The sequence below is a fragment of the Acuticoccus sediminis genome, from assembly GCF_003258595.1.
Taxonomy (GTDB): Bacteria; Pseudomonadota; Alphaproteobacteria; order Rhizobiales; family Amorphaceae; genus Acuticoccus; species Acuticoccus sediminis.
Window position 1 is genome coordinate 12670 of record NZ_QHHQ01000004.1, and the last position, 17788, is coordinate 30457.

A 17788-nucleotide genomic window follows, 5' to 3' on the forward strand; every position below is an offset into this window, starting at 1 on the left:
CACCCTTCCGCGCCCAGAAAACACGGGGGTATATGGAAGCTTTCGACGTTACCGAGGTCTTAATTGGACCCGCCGAATGCTGCCGGTTGGGGCCCTTTCGAAGCTTCGGCGCGGATCATGTTCCTGCCTGTTGCTATGGTGTCACAACCGGCCGGCGATCCCCGGGACGAGAGGTACGAAACGCACATCCGCGATGTGCTCCCCGACCAGCCCCTCGCCCGCCTTGCGACACTTGAGGAGCTCCTGAACCATCCCCTCCGCGCCGACCGGCGCGACGAGAATCCCTTCAGGAACAAGCTGCTCGACGAGCGCCTCCGGAACGGCGGCCGCCGCGGCGGTGACGATGATGCGGTCGTAGGGCGCGTGCTCCGCCCAACCCTCGTGACCATCGCCGACGAGGAAATCGACGTTGTCGAGCTTGAGGACGGAAAGCCTCTCGCGCGCAAGATCGGAGAGCAGGCGGTAGCGCTCCACCGAATAGACGTGACCGGCGAGGCGGGCGAGGATCGCCGTCTGGTAGCCCGACCCGGTGCCGATCTCGAGGACGCGGTCGTTGGGGCCGAGCTCGAGCGCCTCGGTCATCTGCGCGACGACCGCGGGCTGGGAGACCGTCTGGCCGCACTCGATGGGCGCGGCGCGGTCGGCGTAGGCGAGCGCCTTGTGCTCGGCCGAGAGGAAGAGGGAGCGCGGGACCGACTCCAGCGCCGCCAGGACCTTGTGGCCGGCAACGTTCTGCCGGCGCAGGTTCATGGCGAGCTCGGCCCGCGCGATGGCCTCCTCCTCGGGGGTCATTTGGCGTCGATGCGCTCGAAGCCGGTGTACGGCACGAGCACCTCCGGAACGCGGACCGAACCGTCCGCCTCCTGGTAGTTCTCCATCACCGCGATCAGTGCCCGCCCGACCGCCACGCCCGAGCCGTTCAGCGTGTGGACGAAGAGCGGCGAGGCGTCCGGCTCCGGCCGGTAGCGCGCGTTCATTCGCCGGGCCTGGAAGTCGCCGCAGACCGAGCAGGACGAGATCTCGCGGTAGGTGTTCTGCCCGGGCAGCCACACCTCGATGTCGTATGTCCGGCGCGCGCCGAAGCCGAGGTCCCCGGTGCAGAGCGTGACGACGCGGTAGGCAAGGCCCAGCGCCTGGAGCACGGCCTCTGCGCAGCCGGTCATCCGCTCCTGCTCGTCGAGCGACTGCTCGGCGGTGGTGACGGACACCATCTCGCACTTGGTGAACTGGTGCTGGCGCAGCATGCCCCGCACGTCGCGGCCCGCCGAGCCGGCCTCGGAGCGGAAGCACGGGGTCAGCGCCGTCACGCGCAGCGGCAGCTGGCGCCCGTCGAGGATCTCGCCGGCGACGAGGTTGGTGAGCGGCACCTCGGCGGTCGGGATCAGCCAGCGCCCGTCGGTCGTCCGGAAGAGGTCATCGGCGAACTTCGGCAGCTGGGCCGTGCCGAACACCGCCTCGTCGCGCACCAGCAGCGGCGGGGAGACCTCGGTGTAGCCGTGCGCCTCGGTGTGCCTGTCGATCATGAACTGGCCGAGCGCGCGTTCCAGCCGGGCGAGCTTGCCCGTCAGCACGGTGAAGCGCGAGCCGGCGAGCTTGCCCGCCCGCTCGAAGTCCATCAGGCCGAGCGCCTCGCCGATGGCGTCGTGCTCCCTGACCTCGAAGTCGAACTTCGGCGGCTCGCCGACGCGGCGAAGCTCGACGTTGGCGTCCTCGTCCTCGCCCACGGGGACGTCTGCGAGGACCATGTTGGGGAGCGCCGAGAGCTCGGCGTGCAGGCGCTGCGTGACGTCACGCTCCTGCTCCTCGCCGGTCTGGATGGTGGTCTTCAGCTCGGCCACCTCGCCGATGAGGCGCTGGGCCTCATCCTCGTTCCTGGTGGCCTTGGCCTTGCCGATGGCCTTGGACGCGGCGTTGCGGGCCGTCTGCGCGTCCTGGAGGCGGGAGACGATCGCGCGGCGCTCGTCGTCCAGCTCCAGAAGGCGGGACGCCGCTGGCGGGGCTCCTCGCTTGGCAAGGGCGGCGTCGAAGGCGTCCGGTGCGTCCCGGACTACGCGAATGTCGAACATGATCTGGCTCGGCTACTTTGGTGTCGCCCCTCTTAACGAGTGGACGGGACCGGCTCCAGACCAAGAATGCCCCACGGCGCAACATCCGTGCCACCGGATATGCCAATTCCGCCGATTGCATCGTCCGTTGACGCCGTGGACCGGCGAGGCCACCCTGATCCCGGCCCAGCGGATAACGTGGGTCATTCATCCCCTCACGCCAACCCTTCGGTTCGGCGCGACAAGCCCATACGCCACGTCTGTCCCGGTCTGGGCGGCCGGCGCCAGACGAGTTGCTTCATGGACCTCACCGTCCCAACGATCTTCGACGGCCATAACGATGTGCTCTCCCGCCTCGCCGGCGGCGGACGGGCGGCCGCAGCCAACACCTTCCGTTCCGGCGCCGGCCACATCAACCTGGAGCGCTCGCACCTCGGCGGCTTCGGCGGCGGCTTCTTCGCGGTCTGGATCCCCTCCTCCGGTGGCGGCACGGTCGACTTCGACGCCATGACCAAGCCGCGTTACAGCGTGCCGCTGCCGCCCCCCGTGGCGCAGCCGGAGGCGCTCGAGGCCGCGATGCGGCAGGTCTCCATCCTGATGGCGCTCGAGGAGGCGGACGAGCTGAAGATCTGCCGCACGGCGGGCGAGATCGAGGCGACGCTCGGCACCGAACGTCTCGCCGCGATCTTCCACATCGAGGGCGCCGAGGCGATCGACCGGGACCTCGCGGTGCTGGACGTGCTCCATGCGGCGGGCCTGCGGTCGCTGGGACCGGTGTGGAGCCGGCCCAACCGGTTCGGCCACGGCGTCCCCTTCCGCTTCCCCTCCTCGCCCGACACCGGGCCCGGCCTCACGGAGGACGGCCTGCGCCTCGTCGACCGGTGTCTCGAGCTCGGCATCATGGTGGACGTCTCGCACCTCAACGAGGCCGGCTTCTGGGACGTGGCGAAGCGCACCACGAAGCCGATCGTCGCCACCCACTCCAACGCCCACGCGATCACGCCGACGGCGCGCAACCTGACCGACCGGCAGCTCGCCGCGGTCGCCGAAACCGGCGGCGTCGTCGGGATCAACTTCGCCTCGGCGTTCCTGCGCGAGGACGGGCGGATGGAGGGCGACGTGCCGCTCGCCACCGTGCTGAAGCACATCGACCACCTCATCGCCATCCTGGGCGAATCGGGCCTGGCGCTCGGTTCGGACTATGACGGCGCCCTCGTCCCGCACGCCCTCGACGGGGTGGAGCGCCTGCCCAACCTGCGCCACGCGATGCGCGAGCACGGCTACGGCGAGGCGCTGATCGCCCGGATCTGCCACGGCAACTGGGTCGACGTCCTCCGCCGCACCTGGGGCGCCTGACCGCGCCTCCGCCTCCCGGCGAGGCTCCCCCGAGAGGCCGGACCGCACCCGGCCTCCATACCGCCCGTTCCCCACGAGGCCCGTTCTCCACAAGGCCCGTTCTCCACATCGCCGCCTCCGGGCCCGTGCGGCGCGCGGTCGCATACCCGCATGCCTCGCATCGGCGGCCGCGATACGCGCGCGGCGTGCATCGCCGCGCCTGATGCTTTCACTTATCGCGGGCTGGAACATCGCTTGCACGCGAACGTCCTCCAGGGCCGCACTCCTGCCGCAATGCTTACGGTTTCACGGGGCTTGCGATGCCGGACCGCACCCCGCTTAACTTATGGCGGCCGGCAGACCGCGCTCTGCGGAGCGTCAGGCACAACCGGCCGCACAACACATGGGCTCGCGCTGCACCACCAGCGCAGAATGAGGGAAGCACATGAGAAATCTTCGCGCGCTCCTGGCCGCGGCTGGAGTCGCCACGCTCGCCGCGGCGAACCCGGCGCTCGCGGCGACGCCGGACGACATGCTGGTCATCGCCAACCGGATCGACGACATCGTCTCGCTCGACCCGGCCGAGACGTTCGAGTTTGCCGGCAACGACGTGAACCGCAACGTCTACGGCCGCCTCGTCAACTTCGACCCGGCCGACCTCGATGCCGGCTACCAGCCCGACATCGCCGAGAGCTGGAAGGTCTCCGAGGACGGCACCGCCATCACCTTCACCATCCGTGACGGGATGACCTTCCACTCCGGCAACCCGGTCCGCGCCGAGGACGTCGCCTTCTCGCTCGCGCGCGTCATCAAGCTGAACCTCACGCCCTCGTTCATCCTCAGCCAGTTCGGCTTCACGCCCGAGAACGTCGACGAGAAGATCACCGTCGACGGCAACACGGTGACCCTCGCCTTCGACGCGCCGTACGCCGAATCGTTCGTCCTGAACTGCCTCACCGCCGGCGTCGGCTCGATCGTCGACAGGGAGCTGGCGATGGAGCACGAGGTCGACGGCGACCTCGGCCACGACTGGCTGAAGACCAACTCGGCCGGCTCCTACGCCTACAAGCTGACCAACTGGCGCCCGTCCGAGGCGGTCACGCTGGAGGCGAACCCGGACTTCTACCTCGGCGAGCCGGCGATGAAGCGCGTGATCGTGCGCCACATCTCCGAGAGCGCCAACCAGCGCCTGCTGCTGGAGCGGGGCGACATCGACGTCGCGCGCAACCTCAACCCGGAGGACGTCTCCGGCATCGAGGGCGCGGACGCCATCAAGGTCGTCGACGAGCTGCGCGGCCGCATCATGTACGCGAGCTTCAACCAGAAGAACGAGTTCAGCACCAATCCGAAGGTCGTCGAGGCGCTGAAGTACGCGGTCGACTACGAGGGCATGGTCAACTCGTTCCTGAAGGGCCAGTGGACCATCCACCAGACCTTCCTGCCGCAGACCTACTTCGGCGCGCTCGACGAAACGCCCTACAGCTTCGACCTCGAGAAGGCGAAGTCGCTCATCGAGGAGGCGGGGGTGACCACGCCGGTCACGCTCGGCCTCGGCGTCCGGGACGCGCAGGAGCGCATCGAGATCGCCCAGTCGATGCAGAACACGCTGGGCCAGCTCGGCATCAACCTCGACATCACCGTCGGCACCGGCGCGCAGACGCTGGGCAAGTACCGTGCGCGCGAGCTCGACGTCTACGTCGGCGAGTGGGGGCCGGACTATCCGGATCCGAACACCAACGCGGCGACCTTCTCGTCCAACCCGGACAATTCGGACGCGGCGAACGCCACCGGCATCCTCGCCTGGCGCAACGCCTACGACCCGGGCGAGCTGACCGAGATGACGAAGGACGCGGTGCTCGAGAAGGACACCGAGAAGCGACGCCAGATGTACCAGGAGATCCAGCAGAAATTCCTCGAGACCGCCCCGTTCGTGATCATGTTCCAGAAGATCGAGCAGGCGGCGATGCGTGACAACGTCGAGGGGCTGTCGCTCGGCCAGGCGATCACCTCCGCGGCGTACTGGAAAGTCAGCAAGTAGGTGTCGATCGCCGATCGCGCGGGCGGGGGGGAGAGCCCCCTCGCCTCGTCACCGGGCGGCCCGTCGCACCGCGCCGCAAGGCCGGAGCGGCGCCGGATCGTGCCCCGCTGGATCGTCCGCCTCGCCTCGGGCGTCGGCACGATCGCGGTCACGCTCCTCGGCCTCCTCTTCGTCACCTTCATCATCGGCCGCCTGATGCCGATCGACCCGGTCCTCGCCGTCGTCGGCGAGCGCGCCACCCAGTCGACCTACGATCAGGTCTACCGCGAGATGGGCCTCGACCAGCCCGTCATCGTCCAGTTCCTCTACTATCTCCGCGACGTCCTCTCCGGCGACTTCGGCCGCTCCACCACGACGGCGCATCCGGTCATCGAGGACATCGCGCGCGTCTTCCCCGCGACGCTTGAGCTCGCGACGCTGGGCACGCTCATCGGCGTCCTCGTCGGCGTGCCGCTCGGCGTGCTGGCGGCGGTCAAGCGCGGCTCGCTGGTGGACCAGATTGCGCGCGTGCTGGCGCTCGTCGGCTACTCGGCGCCGATCTTCTGGCTCGGCCTGCTGGCGCTCAACGTGTTCTACGGGCAGCTCGGCTGGGTCGCCGGGCCGGGGCGCGTCTCCATCTTCTACATGGACCTCGTGCCGCCGGTGACGGGTCTGGTCCTCGTCGATGCCATCCTCGACGATAACTGGGACGTCTTCTGGGACGCGCTCAGCCACATCATCCTTCCGGCCTCGCTGCTGGGTTACTACTCGCTCGCCTACATCTCCCGCATGACGCGCTCCTTCATGCTGGAGCAGATGTCGGCGGAATACGTCACCACCGCGCGGGTGAAGGGCGTGCCGGAGTGGCGCGTCATCTGGGGGCACGCGTTCGCCAATATCCGCGTGCAGCTCATCACCGTGATCGCGCTGTCCTACGCCGCCCTTCTGGAGGGCTCGGTGCTGACCGAGATCATCTTCGCCTGGCCGGGACTCGGCAACTATATCGCCACCGCCCTGCTGTCGGCCGACCTCAACGCGGTGATGGGCGGGACGGTCGTGGTGGGCTGCGTCTTCGTCTGCCTCAACCTCTTCGCCGACTTCCTGTACCGCTTCTTCGACCCGAGGGCGCGCTGATGGCCGCTGACAACGCCTCCTCCTGGCGCGCCTGGCTGCTGACCGACGCGCCCCACTCGCGCCTGCAGGCGCGCCTGTCCACGATGTACACCGGGTGGCTCGCCTTCCGCTCCAACCGGCTGGCGATGGTCGGGCTCGGGATCCTGCTGCTCCTCATCCTCGTCGCGGCGTTCGCGCCGTACGTGGCGCCGGACAGCCCGTTCTCGCAGAACCTCTCCAACCGCCTCCAGCCGCTCGGCGCCGAGGGGCATGTCCTCGGCACCGATTCGCTCGGCCGCGACATCCTCTCGCGCATCATCTGGGGCGCGCGCATCACGCTGGTCATCGTCGCGCTGGTCGCCGTCATCGCGGCGCCCATCGGGCTGCTGGTCGGCACCGTCGCGGGCTACTTCGGCGGCTGGCTCGATGCGGTGCTGATGAGGATCACCGACATCTTCCTCGCCTTCCCGCGCCTCGTCCTCGCGCTCGCCTTCGTGGCGGCGCTGGGGACGGGGATCGAGAACGCCATCATCGCGATCTCCATCACCGCCTGGCCGCCCTATGCCCGCATCGCCCGGGCGGAGACGCTGACGATCCGCCACCAGGACTTCATCTCCGCGATCCGCCTTCAGGGCGCGGGGCCGATCCGGATCATCACGCGGCACATCTGGCCGCTGTGCATCTCGTCCCTCATCGTGCGGGTGACGCTCGACATGGCGGGGATCATCCTCGCGGCGGCCGGTCTCGGCTTCCTCGGCATGGGGGCGCAGCCACCGGCACCGGAATGGGGGGCGATGATCTCCGAGGGGCGGCGCTTCATCCTCGACTACTGGTGGGTGGCCGCGGTGCCGGGATTTGCGATCTTCCTCGTGTCGCTCGGCTTCAACCTCCTGGGTGACGGCCTGCGCGACGTCCTCGACCCGAAGGATGCGAAATGACCCTCCTCGACGTCGAAAACCTCACCGTCACCTTCCCCACCCGGACGGGCACGTTCGAGGCGGTGCGCGGGACGACCTTCTCGCTCGGCAAGGAGCGGCTCGGCATCGTCGGCGAGTCGGGGTCCGGCAAGTCGATGACCGGGCGGGCGATCCTGCGCCTCATCCGGCCGCCCGGCGTCGTCACCGCCAGCCACATCCGCCTCGGCGACGAGGACCTCCTCGGCAAGTCGGAACGGCAGATGCGCAGGATCCGCGGCGAGCGGATCTCGATGGTGATGCAGGACCCGAAGTTCTCGCTGAACCCGGTCATGACGGTCGGCGACCAGATCATGGAAGCCTACCGCCTGCACGAGAAAGGCGGCCGGCGCACCGCGCGGCTCCGTGCGCTGGAGATGCTGGAGGCGGTGCAGATCCGCGATCCGGAGCGCGTCTTCCGCGCCTACCCGCACGAGGTGTCGGGCGGCATGGGCCAGCGCATCATGATCGCGATGATGCTGATCCCCAATCCCGAGATCCTGATCGCCGACGAGCCGACGTCCGCGCTCGACGTCTCGGTCCAGCAGGAGGTGCTGGCGATCATGGACCGCCTGGTGCGCGACCGCGGGATGGGGCTGATCTTCATCAGCCACGACCTCAACCTCGTCGCCTCCTTCTGCGACCGGGTGCTCATCATGTACGCGGGCCGCATCGTCGAGACGCTGCGGGCCGACCGCCTGCACGAGGCCGAGCACCCCTACACGCGCGGCCTCCTCGGCTCGCTCCCCCGGCTCGACGCGCCGACCGACCACCTGACGGTCCTGAAGCGCGATCCCGCCTGGCGCGACGCTCCGTCCGTGGAGGGCCGGGCATGATCGCGCTCGACGTCGCCGACCTCGACGTCTGGTTCGGACACGGGGAGGACCGGGTCGACGCCGTCCGGGGCGCCAGCTTTTCCGTCGAGAAGGGCGGCTCGTTCGGTCTCGTCGGCGAATCGGGGTCCGGCAAGTCCACGGTGCTGCGGGCGATCACGGGGCTGGCGCCGGCATGGTCGGGCTCGATCATCGTCAACGGCAAGCCGCTGGGGGCGACGCGGGACCGGACCTTCTACGGGACGGTGCAGATGGTGTTCCAGGACCCCTACGCCTCGCTGCATCCGCGCCATTCGGTCGACAAGGTGCTGAACGAGACGCTGCGGCTGCACGGGATCAGGGACACCAACCGGCGCATCCCGGAGTTGCTGGAGCAGGTCGGCCTCGGCCCCTCCTTCCGCTTCCGCTACCCGCACCAGCTCTCGGGCGGGCAGCGCCAGCGCGTCGCCATCGCGCGGGCGCTGGCGCCGGAGCCGTCGATCCTGCTGCTGGACGAGCCGACATCGGCGCTCGACGTCTCGGTGCAGGCGGAGATCCTCAACCTGCTGACGGACCTGCGGCGCGAGCGGGGCCTCACCTACGTGATGGTCAGCCACGACCTGTCGGTCGTCGGTCACATGACGGAGAAGGTGGCGGTGATGAAAGGCGGCGAGATCGTCGAGGTGATGGACGTCGCCGCGATGCGGGCGATGACGCCGAGCCATCCCTACACGCGCCACCTCCTGGAGGCGTCGCTCGGCTACAAGCGGGCCGGCTGAGCGCCCGCCCCACCGGGGCGGCCGCTGACGTGGCGGCGCGAGGAAACGCGCCGCCGCGTTCCCCCTCGGATCGTGGAACCCCGCGCCAGACAATAAGCTGAAAGATGCGCCGGCGGCAGTGTTCGAGCGCCGCGTGACGTGGACCGCCCGAGAGGGAGGCGAGGATTTCCCACGCCGCCGAGGCTCAGATGGCGGTCAGCGTCCAGTCGACGATTTCGAGGGCGGCCTGGCGGGCGGCGGCGTTCATGCCCTCCGCCGCACTCTCCACGTCGTCGCTGCCGATCGGCACGGCGGCGTCGAAGACGCGGGTCCGCAGGACGCGGCCGTCCGAATCGTTCAGGAGTTTCACCGCGACTTCGACCCGCGCGCGATTGCCTTGGTAGGTCTCCACCTGGAACGCACGGACCTCGGTCACGACCTGATAGTTGATCAGGAGGCTCTGCCCCGGCAGGCCCACGGCGTGGACCCGGCCGGAGTTCTCGAACGTGTCGAGCAGGATGCGCTGCAGCACCTTCGGCGCCGCGTCCTGGTAGGCCACCTTCGGATAGTAGGCGAGCGTGAGCGCGGTCGGCTTGACCGCGATCTTCGCCGTCGAGAGCGCCTCCAGCGCACGGGGCTCCGGCACCAGGATCTGCGCCGTGGTGCCGCTGGCCACCGCCGGATTGGGCAGCGCCGTCAGTTCGTAGATCGCCTCGACCTTATCGCCCCCGGCACACCCGATGAGGGCGAGCACGAGCGCCAGCGAAGCAACAGCGCGTACTCTCCTCATCGGCGCTGCGGCGAATACCGCGGAGCGTTGTCACCACCGAAGATGATGCGGCTTGGGTCTCGGTCAAAACTCGACACGGCACTCTCGATGGATCTCAAGGTACTACGACCTTGATTGATGAGGGCCCTCAGATCGTCAAGGCCGCTCTGGCTGAACCTCGAAAGGCCGTTAGCGATTTGGCCAGCGCGTGGCGCAAATGCAGCAGCAACCTGCTCAATCGAGGCCGTTGCCTCATTCACACCATTGAAGACCCGCTGCACCTCGCCGCCCAGGACGGCGTTCGCACGGTCGACCAGCGTGCCGAGCTTGTTGGACGCGTTCTCGACGTTGACCGAGATCCGCTTCACCCGGTCGAGCACCTCCTGCACGAGGCCGTTCTCGCCGTCGGCCCCGTCGAGCGACTGAGTGATCTGCTCGGCCGACTGGACCACGTCGTCGATGGCCTTGCCGATGGCGTCGGTGCGGGACCCGACCGCCGTCGCCACCTTCTGCGCGTTGTCGAGGATGCCGTTGATCGCGCTCGTGTTGATGGAGGCGACCGTGTCGGCGACCCCGTTGGCCGCGCGCGAGACGGACTGGACGATGCCGTCGATCGACGGCGCCTGGTCCCGCAGCGCCCCCGCGAAGGTCGACACCGAATCGATGGCGGAGCTGATCTCGTCCGCCCGGGCCGAGACCGCCGCCGCCACCTGGTCGATGCGCCGCGAGGCGTCGCCCACGGTGGAGACGATCTGCGAAACGTTCTCGCGCTGGTCCGACAGCGTGAGGGTCACGTCGCGCACGTTGGTCATGATGGCGCGGACCATCACCGGATCGACCGCCGTCACGACCTCGGTGACCGCGTCGACCACCGGGTCGAGCTGTCGGCGGAGCGCCGGCAGCGTCGCGGTGAACGTCTTCACGTCCGCCACCGCGCTGTTGGCGGTGTCGATCGCCTCGGTGATCGTGCCGAGCTGGCCACGCACGCGGCCGGTGATCTCGGCAACGTCGTCGGCGGCGACGCCGGCGGTGGCGATGAAGTGCTGCACCTGCGGGGCGCTCGCGCCCAGCGTGTCGGTCAGCGTCTTGGCGCTGGCGACGATGTCGCTGATCGCCTGAGGATCCACCGCCTGCAGCACCGCCGAGACGTTCTCCACGCCCGGCTGCAGCGTTTCAGCGTAGCCCGGGAGGGTGTCGGCGAAGGTGCGCGCCGAGGCGACCGCGGCGCGCGCGTCGTCGATCGCGCCCGTCACCTGCGGCATCTGCGCCGAAACGGTCGCCGCGATCTGGCGCGCGTCCGCCGCCGTCCCGTCGACGTTGGCGATGATGGAGCGGACGTTCTCGGTCTGGCCGACGAGCGTCTCCGTCATCGACTTCACGTCGCTGACGATGCCCTGCACGGCGGTCGGATCGATCGCCGAGAGGACGGCGGAGACGTTCTCGATGCCGGGCTGCAGGGTCGTCGCGAACTCCGGCAGCGACTGGGCGAAGACGCGCGCGTCGGCGACGGTGGCCGCCGCGTTGTCGATCGCGCCCTCGATCGCCGGCATGCGGGCCGCGACCGACGTCGAGATCGTTTCCGCATTGCCGAGCGTGCTCTCCGCCGACGTGATGATGTGGTCGATGGAGCCGGTGCGGTTGCTGATCGTGTCGGCGAGCGTGCGCACGCTGCCGACGATGCCCTCGACCGCGGTCGGATCCACCGCCGACAGAGCGGCCGAGAAGTTCTCGATCCCCGGCTGCAGCGAGGCGACGAGCTGGGGCGCCGCGTCCGCCGCCTGGCGGGCGCTGGCGATCGCCGCGGTGGCGTTGTCGATGGCGGTGCCGATCTCGGTGCGGCGCGCCGCCACCTGCTCGATGATCACGCGCGCATCGGCGGCGACGGAGTTGGCGTCCGCCACCACGCCTTCGACGCGGTTGACGATCCGCTCCACCGCCGGTCCCTGCCCGGCGAGCGTCGCCGTCAGATCCTCGACATTGGCGACGATGGCGTCGATGGCGGCCGGGTCGATCGCCGACAGGGCGTCGGCGACATTCTGGATGCCCGGCTGCAGCGCGTCCGCCATCTGCGGCAGCTTGTCGGTCGTCTCGCGGACGCTGGCGATGGCGGCGGTGGCGTTGTCGATCGCCGTGCCGATCGCCGGCATGCGCTGGGCGACGGCCGAGGAGATCGCCTCGGCGCGCTGCGCGGTGCCGTTGGCCGAATCGATGAACTGCGAGATCGCCTCGTTCTTGCCGGCGATGGTCTGGGTGAACGATTCGACATTGGAGACGACGGCGTTGATGCGCGTCGCGTCGACCGCCCGCACCGTGGCGGCGGCGTCGCTGAGCAGCGTCTCGGCGCTGGTGACGAGCTTCGGCGCGCCCTCGGACGCCTCGCGCAGGTTGGTCACCATCTGCGCGGCCTGATCGAGCGTCGTGCCGATCGATTCGCTGCGGGCGCTGAGGATCGCGGTCACGCTGTCGATGCCCTTGGCGGCGTCGGTCGCGGAGGCGACGAGGCTCGCGACGTTCTCCGACTGCCCGGCGAGCGTGGAGGTGACGGTCTGGACGTTGTCGACGATGCCGGTGACCTTCTCCGGCGTCACCGCGGCCGCGGCCTTGCTGAGGTTCTCGATCACCGGGGCCGCAGTCTGGACCGCGCCGCGCGCGTCGGCGATCAGGCTGGAGGCGTCGGTGATCGCCTGGTCCAGCGAGTCCTTGCGCTGGGCGATGACGTCGGTGATCGAGGCGACGTCGGTGCTGATGCGCGAGGCGTTGTCGATGAGGTTGCCGATGGCGTCCGAGCGGTCGGCGAACGCCGTGCTCGAGGTCGCCACGTTGGTCAGGATCTTCGTGATCGTCCCGGCGTCGATCGTCCGGACCACCTGGTCGGCCGCGGCGACCGCGTCGTTCAGCGTGTTCGCGGTGTCGCTCAGGCGGGTGATGATGCCGCCGACATTGTCGATCACCGTGCCGGCCTTCTGGCCGAGCTGCGGCAGCTCGCCGGTGAAGCTCTCGACGTTGCCGACGATGGTTGTGACGCGAGACGGGTCGATGGCGGCGAGGATGCCGTTGGCGTTCTCGACGACGCCGGCGATCTTCGGCGCGGCCTCACCGATCGCGGAGGCGGCGTTGGAGAAGTCCGTCACCATAGCCGGGATCTGCGGCGAGGCCTGGGCCAGGTTGTCGGTGATCGTGCGGACGTTCTGGACGACGCCGGACAGGTTCCCCTGGTTCTCGTCGACGAGCTGGCGCACCGAGCCCAGCGTGGAATCGAGCCGGCCGAGGACGCTCTGCAACGTGTCCAGCACGTTGGTGAAGGCGCTCGTCGCGGCCTGGAGGGTCGGAACCTTGTCCTCCTTCTCGGCCGCCTCGAAGATCGATTCGCCCGTGCCGCCGACCAGCGAGACGTAGGCGACGCCCGTCAGCCCCTGCGAGGCGAGCTGGGCCTGCGTGTTGACCTTGATCGGCGCGGAGGGGTTCACCCGCGTGATCGCGATGACGTTGTCGCCCCCTTCCGGCGGAAACTCGAGCGAGGTCACCTCGCCGATGCGGATACCGTTGAAGTAGACGCCCGCGCCCGTCGACAGACCCGTCACCGCCTCGGGGAAGATGATGCGCAGCGCCTCGGTCGCGCCACTGCCAGAGGACCGGTAGAGCCACCAGAGCGAACCGAACGCCCCTGCGAGGACGACGAGCACGAAAATGCCAATCGCGACGTAGTTGGCACGGGTTTCCATCAGTGAGCCCTACTCGTTATGCGGCGGCCGGCCGCGACAGACTGAAACATCATTCAGCGTCCACGAACCGCCCGCCGCGGACGCCGCGGAAGTATTCGCGAACCCAGGGGTGGTCGTAGTCGATCAGGTCCTGGACCGGGCCGTTGACGATGACACGCTTGTCGGCAAGCACCGCCACGCGGTCGCACACGTTCCACAAGGAATCGAGGTCGTGGGTCACCATGTAGACGGTGAGCCCGAGGGTATCGCGCAGGCCCGCGATCAGGTCGTCGAAATTGGCCGCGCCGATCGGGTCGAGCCCCGACGTCGGCTCGTCCACGAAGAGGAGGTCCGGGTCGAGCGCCAGCGCGCGGGCGAGACCGGCGCGCTTGATCATGCCGCCCGACAGCTCGGAGGGGAGCTTGTCCGCCGCGTTGCGGGCGAGGCCGACCATGTCGATCTTCATCAGCGCCAGCTCGTCCATGAGCTGCTTGCTCATGTTGGAGCCCTGCTCCTTCATCGGCACCTGGATGTTCTCCTTCACCGTCAGCGAGGAGAACAGCGCGCCCATCTGGAAGAGGACGCCGTAGCGGCGGTTGAGGAGCGCGCGCTGCGGTACCGACAGCTTGTCGACGTCCTCGCCGAAGAGGCGGATGGTGCCGGAATATTTCGGCACCAGGTCGAGGATGGTGCGCATCAGCACGGACTTGCCCTGTCCCGAGCCGCCGACGAAGCCGAGGATCTCGCCGCGCCGCACGTCGAGGTTCAGGTTCTTGAACACCGTGAAGGAGCCGAAGCGGACCTCGACGTCGCGCACCTCGATGACGTGCTCGTCGGTCGGCTGGACGTGCTTCAGACCGTCGTCCTCCGCGGCCCTGCCGTGATGCGCGGGGACCTCGGTGACCCGCCGCGTCCCGTCCGGCAGGGTCTCTTCCATCGGGGCGGTATCGTCTTCGTCGCTCACTAGATCCCCACTGCCGCGAAGAAGACGGCGAACAGGCCGTCAACGACGATCACCAGGAAGATCGCCTTCACCACCGAGCTCGTCGTCTGACGGCCCAGCGATTCGGACGACCCGCCGACCTTCAGGCCCTCGGAGCAGCCGACCAGACCGATGATGAGCGCCATGAACGGCGCCTTGGCGATGCCGACCCAGAACTCCAGCGGCGTCACCACCTCGTTCAGCCGGCGCAGGAAGACGTCCGGCGAGATGCCGAGGTTGCTCCACGAGATGAGCATCGCCCCGATGATGGCGGCGATGTCCGACAGGAAGGCGAGGAGCGGCAGCGCGAGGATGAGCGCGATGAGGCGCGGCACCACCAGCACCTCGACCGGGTCGAGGCCGAGCACGTTGAGCGCGTCGACCTCCTCGCGCATGCGCATCGAGCCGATCTCGGCGGTGAACGCCGAGCCGGAGCGGCCGGCGACGAGGATCGCCGCGAGCAGCACGCCGAGCTCGCGCAGGATGAGGATGCCGGACATGTCGACGACGAAGATCGTCGCGCCGAACGAGGACAGGTAAAAGCCGCCCTGCTGCGCCACGATGAGGCCGACGAGGAAGCTCATCAGCATGACGATCGGCACCGCGCCGCGGCAGGCCCGGTCGAAGTGCGACAGCACGGAGATGACGCGAAGGCGCGAGAAGTGCGAGAACACCGTCGACAGGCGGAAGCCGAACACCCCCAGCATCGACAGCAGGTTGACGAAGTCGTGCCCGATGCTGACCGTGCTCTGGCCGACGGAGCTGAGGCAGCGGACGATGGCCGGCGGCTGGCGCGGCCGATCGAGAAGCTGCGGGATGTGGTTCTCGATCTCGTCGAGCAGGAATTCCATGCGCTGGCTGACGTTCGCCAGCTTGACGCGGTTGCCGACGAACTCGGCCCGTGCCCGCTCGCGATGGATGATCCAGGCGCCGGCGGTGTCGGCGGTGGTCACGTTGCCGAGATCGAACGTCACCTCCGCCGCGTGCTGCCCCCGACCGGGCGCGGAGAGAGGATCGAGCGCCTTGATGGCCCGTTCCGCCGAATCGGCACCGCTCACCGTCCAGCTGCCGCCGAAGGTGGCCGTGAATTTGTCGCCGTCGTGGTCGACTTTGACCGATGGCGTCGGGGATGGGGCCTGCGCGTCCATCTTCTCGTCTTTTGCGTGCTCGTTTTAGGTGGTAGCTCCACAAGGCGGTTTCGTCACCAGCAGTCGGCCGATACCGATGCAGCGTCTCGCGGAGTGCTGCACAATGGCATCATGTCGGCACTGGGTGAAAAGTCCGCAAAGATCAAAGAGGAATAGGCGTCTATGGAACTCGAACGCCCCTATCTGTTGTTTCTCGGCGACGTTCCGGACGCGCTGGCCGCCAAGACCGGTCTCGGTATCGTCGATTGGCGGCGCGATTGGTGCGTGGGTCAGTGGCGCCTGCCGAACTGCAAGGCCGACGCCAAGCTCCCCGAGATGAATGCGACGGACGCCGCCGCCGCGGGCGCCAAGACGATGATCGTCGGCGTCGTCAACGCGGGCGGTGTCCTTCCGGATCACTGGATCGCCTCCATCGTCGAGGCGCTGGAGGCCGGGCTCGACGTCGCGAGCGGGCTGCACAAGCCGCTCGCCAGCGTGCCGGCCATCGCCGAGGCCGCGGCCAAGACCGGCCAGCGGCTGCTCGACGTTCGCATCTCCAAGCAGAGCTTCGCTACGGGCAAGGGCAACAAACGCTCCGGCAAGCGCCTCCTGACGGTCGGAACCGACTGCTCCGTCGGCAAGAAGTATACCGCGCTCGCACTTGAAGCCGGCATGAATGCCAAGGGCTTCGACGCGACATTCTGCGCCACCGGGCAGACCGGGGTGTTCATCTCCGGCCGGGGCGTCGCCATCGACGCGGTGGTCGCCGACTTCATCTCCGGTGCGGCCGAGTGGCTCACCCCGGCGACGGAGCCGAACGCCTGGCAGATCGTCGAGGGTCAGGGCTCGCTGTTCCACCCGTCCTTCGCCGGCGTGTCGCTCGGCCTGCTGCACGGTGCGCAGCCCGACGCCTTCGTCGTCTGCCACGAACCGACCCGCACCAAGATGCGCGGCGTCGAGACCCCGCTGCCGACCATCGGCGAGGTGATCGAGGCGACGATCGCGATGGGCAAGCTGACCAACCCGGCGATCAGGCCGGTCGGCATCGCCGTCAACACCGCCGCGCTCGACGAGGGAGAGGCACGGGCGATGCTCTACTCGGTTGCGACGGAATACAACCTGCCGACGATCGATCCGGTCCGCTTCGGGGTCGACCCGATCGTCGACGCCCTCGCCGCGGAGTATCTCGCGTGATGCAGCTCACCGCTCGCGCCGAAGAGTTCCCGATCGCCGGGGTGTTCTCGATCTCGCGCGAGCGGCGCACCATCGCCCGCGTCGTCGTCGCGATGATCACCGACGGCACCTTCACGGGCCGCGGCGAGTCCGTGCCCTACCCGCGCTACGGCGAGTCGGTCGAGGGCGTCGTCGGCGACATCGAGGCGATGGCCGAGAAGGTCGCCGCCGGGCTCACCCGCGAGGAGCTTCAGGAGGCGATGGAGGCCGGCGCCGCGCGCAACGCCATCGACCTCGCCATGTGGGACTTCGAGGCCAAGCGCAGCGGCCAGCGCGTCGCCGACATGGTCGGCCGCACGATGTCGCCGGTGACGACCGCCTATACCATCGGCCTCGGCGAGCCGGACGAGATGGCCGAGGCGGCGGCGGCCGCGAGCGAGCGCCCGCTGCTGAAGATCAAGCTCGGCCGGCCGACCGGCGACGACAAGCGCATCGCCGCCGTGCGCGCCGCGGTGCCGAACGCGACGCTCATCGTCGACGCCAACGAGGGCTGGAGCGAGAACAACCTTCTCATCAACATGTCCGCCTGCGCGGCGGCGAAGGTGGCGATGATCGAGCAGCCCCTGCCCTCCCGCCGCGACGGGGCGCTGGCGACGATCTCCCACCCGGTGCCGATCTGCGCCGACGAGAGCGTCCACACCTCCAAGGATCTCGCCGCGCTGAAGGGCCGCTACGATGCGGTCAACATCAAGCTCGACAAGACCGGCGGGCTGACGGAGGCGCTGAAGGCCGTGGCCGAGGCCGAGCGTGTCGGCCTCAAGGTGATGGTGGGGTGCATGGTGTCGACGTCGCTCGGTATCGCTCCGGCGATGCTGCTGGCACCGGGTGCCGACTATGCCGATGTCGACGGCCCGCTGATGCTGGCCAATGACCGCGACGGCGGCCTCACCTTCGATGGCTCGACCGTCTACCCGCCCAGCCCCGAACTCTGGGGCTGAGGCGC

Annotated in this window: 14 protein-coding genes; 8 read left to right on the plus strand and 6 right to left on the minus strand. The window is 68.9% G+C overall.

The window, feature by feature from the left end; genetic code table 11:
• Positions 1-141: 141 nt before the first annotated feature.
• Together DLJ53_RS18295 and serS are read right to left on the minus strand one after the other, a co-directional pair.
• Positions 142-792 carry a protein-L-isoaspartate(D-aspartate) O-methyltransferase gene (locus tag DLJ53_RS18295; protein WP_111347908.1) on the minus strand — a complete coding sequence of 217 codons (651 nt, stop codon included), beginning with the start codon at positions 790-792 and terminating at the stop codon, positions 142-144.
• A complete protein-coding gene (gene serS / locus DLJ53_RS18300) occupies positions 789-2066 on the minus strand; it encodes a serine--tRNA ligase (RefSeq protein WP_111347910.1) in 1278 nt (425 codons plus the stop codon). Before serS ends, DLJ53_RS18295 begins: the two co-directional genes overlap by 4 nt.
• A gap of 279 nt (positions 2067-2345) precedes the next feature.
• Here serS and DLJ53_RS18305 point away from each other — a divergent pair, with 279 nt between their 5' ends.
• The 6 genes from DLJ53_RS18305 to DLJ53_RS18330 all read left to right on the plus strand — a co-directional run bounded on the left by DLJ53_RS18305 (position 2346) and on the right by DLJ53_RS18330 (position 9054).
• On the plus strand, positions 2346-3401 hold the full coding sequence (locus DLJ53_RS18305; RefSeq protein ID WP_111347912.1) for a dipeptidase: 1056 nt from the start codon (positions 2346-2348) through the stop codon (positions 3399-3401).
• Between the two features lie 424 nt (positions 3402-3825).
• Positions 3826-5418, plus strand: a complete 1593-nt coding sequence (locus DLJ53_RS18310; protein WP_111347914.1) for an ABC transporter substrate-binding protein — start codon at positions 3826-3828, stop codon at positions 5416-5418.
• Between the two features lie 99 nt (positions 5419-5517).
• Positions 5518-6531: an ABC transporter permease gene (locus DLJ53_RS18315; protein ID WP_226581262.1), complete on the plus strand. Its 1014-nt coding sequence runs from the start codon at positions 5518-5520 to the stop codon at positions 6529-6531.
• Positions 6531-7448 carry an ABC transporter permease gene (locus DLJ53_RS18320; protein ID WP_111347916.1) on the plus strand — a complete coding sequence of 306 codons (918 nt, stop codon included), beginning with the start codon at positions 6531-6533 and terminating at the stop codon, positions 7446-7448. Before DLJ53_RS18315 ends, DLJ53_RS18320 begins: the two co-directional genes overlap by 1 nt.
• On the plus strand, positions 7445-8299 hold the full coding sequence (locus DLJ53_RS18325) for an ABC transporter ATP-binding protein (RefSeq protein ID WP_111347918.1): 855 nt from the start codon (positions 7445-7447) through the stop codon (positions 8297-8299). Before DLJ53_RS18320 ends, DLJ53_RS18325 begins: the two co-directional genes overlap by 4 nt.
• Entirely contained in the window at positions 8296-9054 is a 759-nt protein-coding gene (locus tag DLJ53_RS18330; protein ID WP_111347920.1) for an ABC transporter ATP-binding protein, read from the plus strand. Before DLJ53_RS18325 ends, DLJ53_RS18330 begins: the two co-directional genes overlap by 4 nt.
• Positions 9055-9238: 184 nt before the next feature.
• On the opposite strand, the gene DLJ53_RS18335 is transcribed toward DLJ53_RS18330, so the two are convergent.
• From DLJ53_RS18335 to DLJ53_RS18350, 4 genes are read right to left on the minus strand one after another with little or no spacing between them, the layout of a single operon-like run.
• A complete protein-coding gene (locus tag DLJ53_RS18335; protein ID WP_111347922.1) occupies positions 9239-9823 on the minus strand; it encodes an ABC-type transport auxiliary lipoprotein family protein in 585 nt (194 codons plus the stop codon).
• Positions 9820-13524, minus strand: coding sequence for an MlaD family protein (locus DLJ53_RS18340; protein WP_111347924.1), 3705 nt, complete (start codon positions 13522-13524; stop codon positions 9820-9822). Before DLJ53_RS18340 ends, DLJ53_RS18335 begins: the two co-directional genes overlap by 4 nt.
• A gap of 49 nt (positions 13525-13573) precedes the next feature.
• Positions 13574-14467: an ABC transporter ATP-binding protein gene (locus tag DLJ53_RS18345; RefSeq protein WP_244935104.1), complete on the minus strand. Its 894-nt coding sequence runs from the start codon at positions 14465-14467 to the stop codon at positions 13574-13576.
• Positions 14467-15633, minus strand: coding sequence for an ABC transporter permease (locus tag DLJ53_RS18350; protein ID WP_111347928.1), 1167 nt, complete (start codon positions 15631-15633; stop codon positions 14467-14469). The genes DLJ53_RS18345 and DLJ53_RS18350 overlap by 1 nt, the downstream gene beginning before the upstream one ends.
• A 162-nt stretch (positions 15634-15795) precedes the next feature.
• Between DLJ53_RS18350 and dgcN the strand changes: the two genes are divergently transcribed.
• Together dgcN and dgcA are read left to right on the plus strand one after the other, a co-directional pair.
• Complete coding sequence (gene dgcN / locus DLJ53_RS18355; protein WP_111347930.1) at positions 15796-16806, plus strand: N-acetyltransferase DgcN; 1011 nt, start codon at positions 15796-15798, stop codon at positions 16804-16806.
• A complete protein-coding gene (gene dgcA, locus DLJ53_RS18360; RefSeq protein WP_111347932.1) occupies positions 16806-17783 on the plus strand; it encodes an N-acetyl-D-Glu racemase DgcA in 978 nt (325 codons plus the stop codon). The genes dgcN and dgcA overlap by 1 nt, the downstream gene beginning before the upstream one ends.
• The last annotated feature ends 5 nt before the right edge of the window (positions 17784-17788 follow it).

What these genes read in the sequence shown, in the direction of transcription:
- DLJ53_RS18295 (WP_111347908.1), bottom strand. Translation starts at nt 792, where the DNA reads ATGACCCCCGAGGAGGAGGCCATCGCGCGGGCCGAGCTCGCCATGAAC.
- serS (WP_111347910.1), bottom strand. Translation starts at nt 2,066, where the DNA reads ATGTTCGACATTCGCGTAGTCCGGGACGCACCGGACGCCTTCGACGCC.
- DLJ53_RS18305 (WP_111347912.1), top strand. Translation starts at nt 2,346, where the DNA reads ATGGACCTCACCGTCCCAACGATCTTCGACGGCCATAACGATGTGCTC.
- DLJ53_RS18310 (WP_111347914.1), top strand. Translation starts at nt 3,826, where the DNA reads ATGAGAAATCTTCGCGCGCTCCTGGCCGCGGCTGGAGTCGCCACGCTC.
- DLJ53_RS18320 (WP_111347916.1), top strand. Translation starts at nt 6,531, where the DNA reads ATGGCCGCTGACAACGCCTCCTCCTGGCGCGCCTGGCTGCTGACCGAC.
- DLJ53_RS18325 (WP_111347918.1), top strand. Translation starts at nt 7,445, where the DNA reads ATGACCCTCCTCGACGTCGAAAACCTCACCGTCACCTTCCCCACCCGG.
- DLJ53_RS18330 (WP_111347920.1), top strand. Translation starts at nt 8,296, where the DNA reads ATGATCGCGCTCGACGTCGCCGACCTCGACGTCTGGTTCGGACACGGG.
- DLJ53_RS18335 (WP_111347922.1), bottom strand. Translation starts at nt 9,823, where the DNA reads ATGAGGAGAGTACGCGCTGTTGCTTCGCTGGCGCTCGTGCTCGCCCTC.
- DLJ53_RS18340 (WP_111347924.1), bottom strand. Translation starts at nt 13,524, where the DNA reads ATGGAAACCCGTGCCAACTACGTCGCGATTGGCATTTTCGTGCTCGTC.
- DLJ53_RS18350 (WP_111347928.1), bottom strand. Translation starts at nt 15,633, where the DNA reads ATGGACGCGCAGGCCCCATCCCCGACGCCATCGGTCAAAGTCGACCAC.
- dgcN (WP_111347930.1), top strand. Translation starts at nt 15,796, where the DNA reads ATGGAACTCGAACGCCCCTATCTGTTGTTTCTCGGCGACGTTCCGGAC.
- dgcA (WP_111347932.1), top strand. Translation starts at nt 16,806, where the DNA reads ATGCAGCTCACCGCTCGCGCCGAAGAGTTCCCGATCGCCGGGGTGTTC.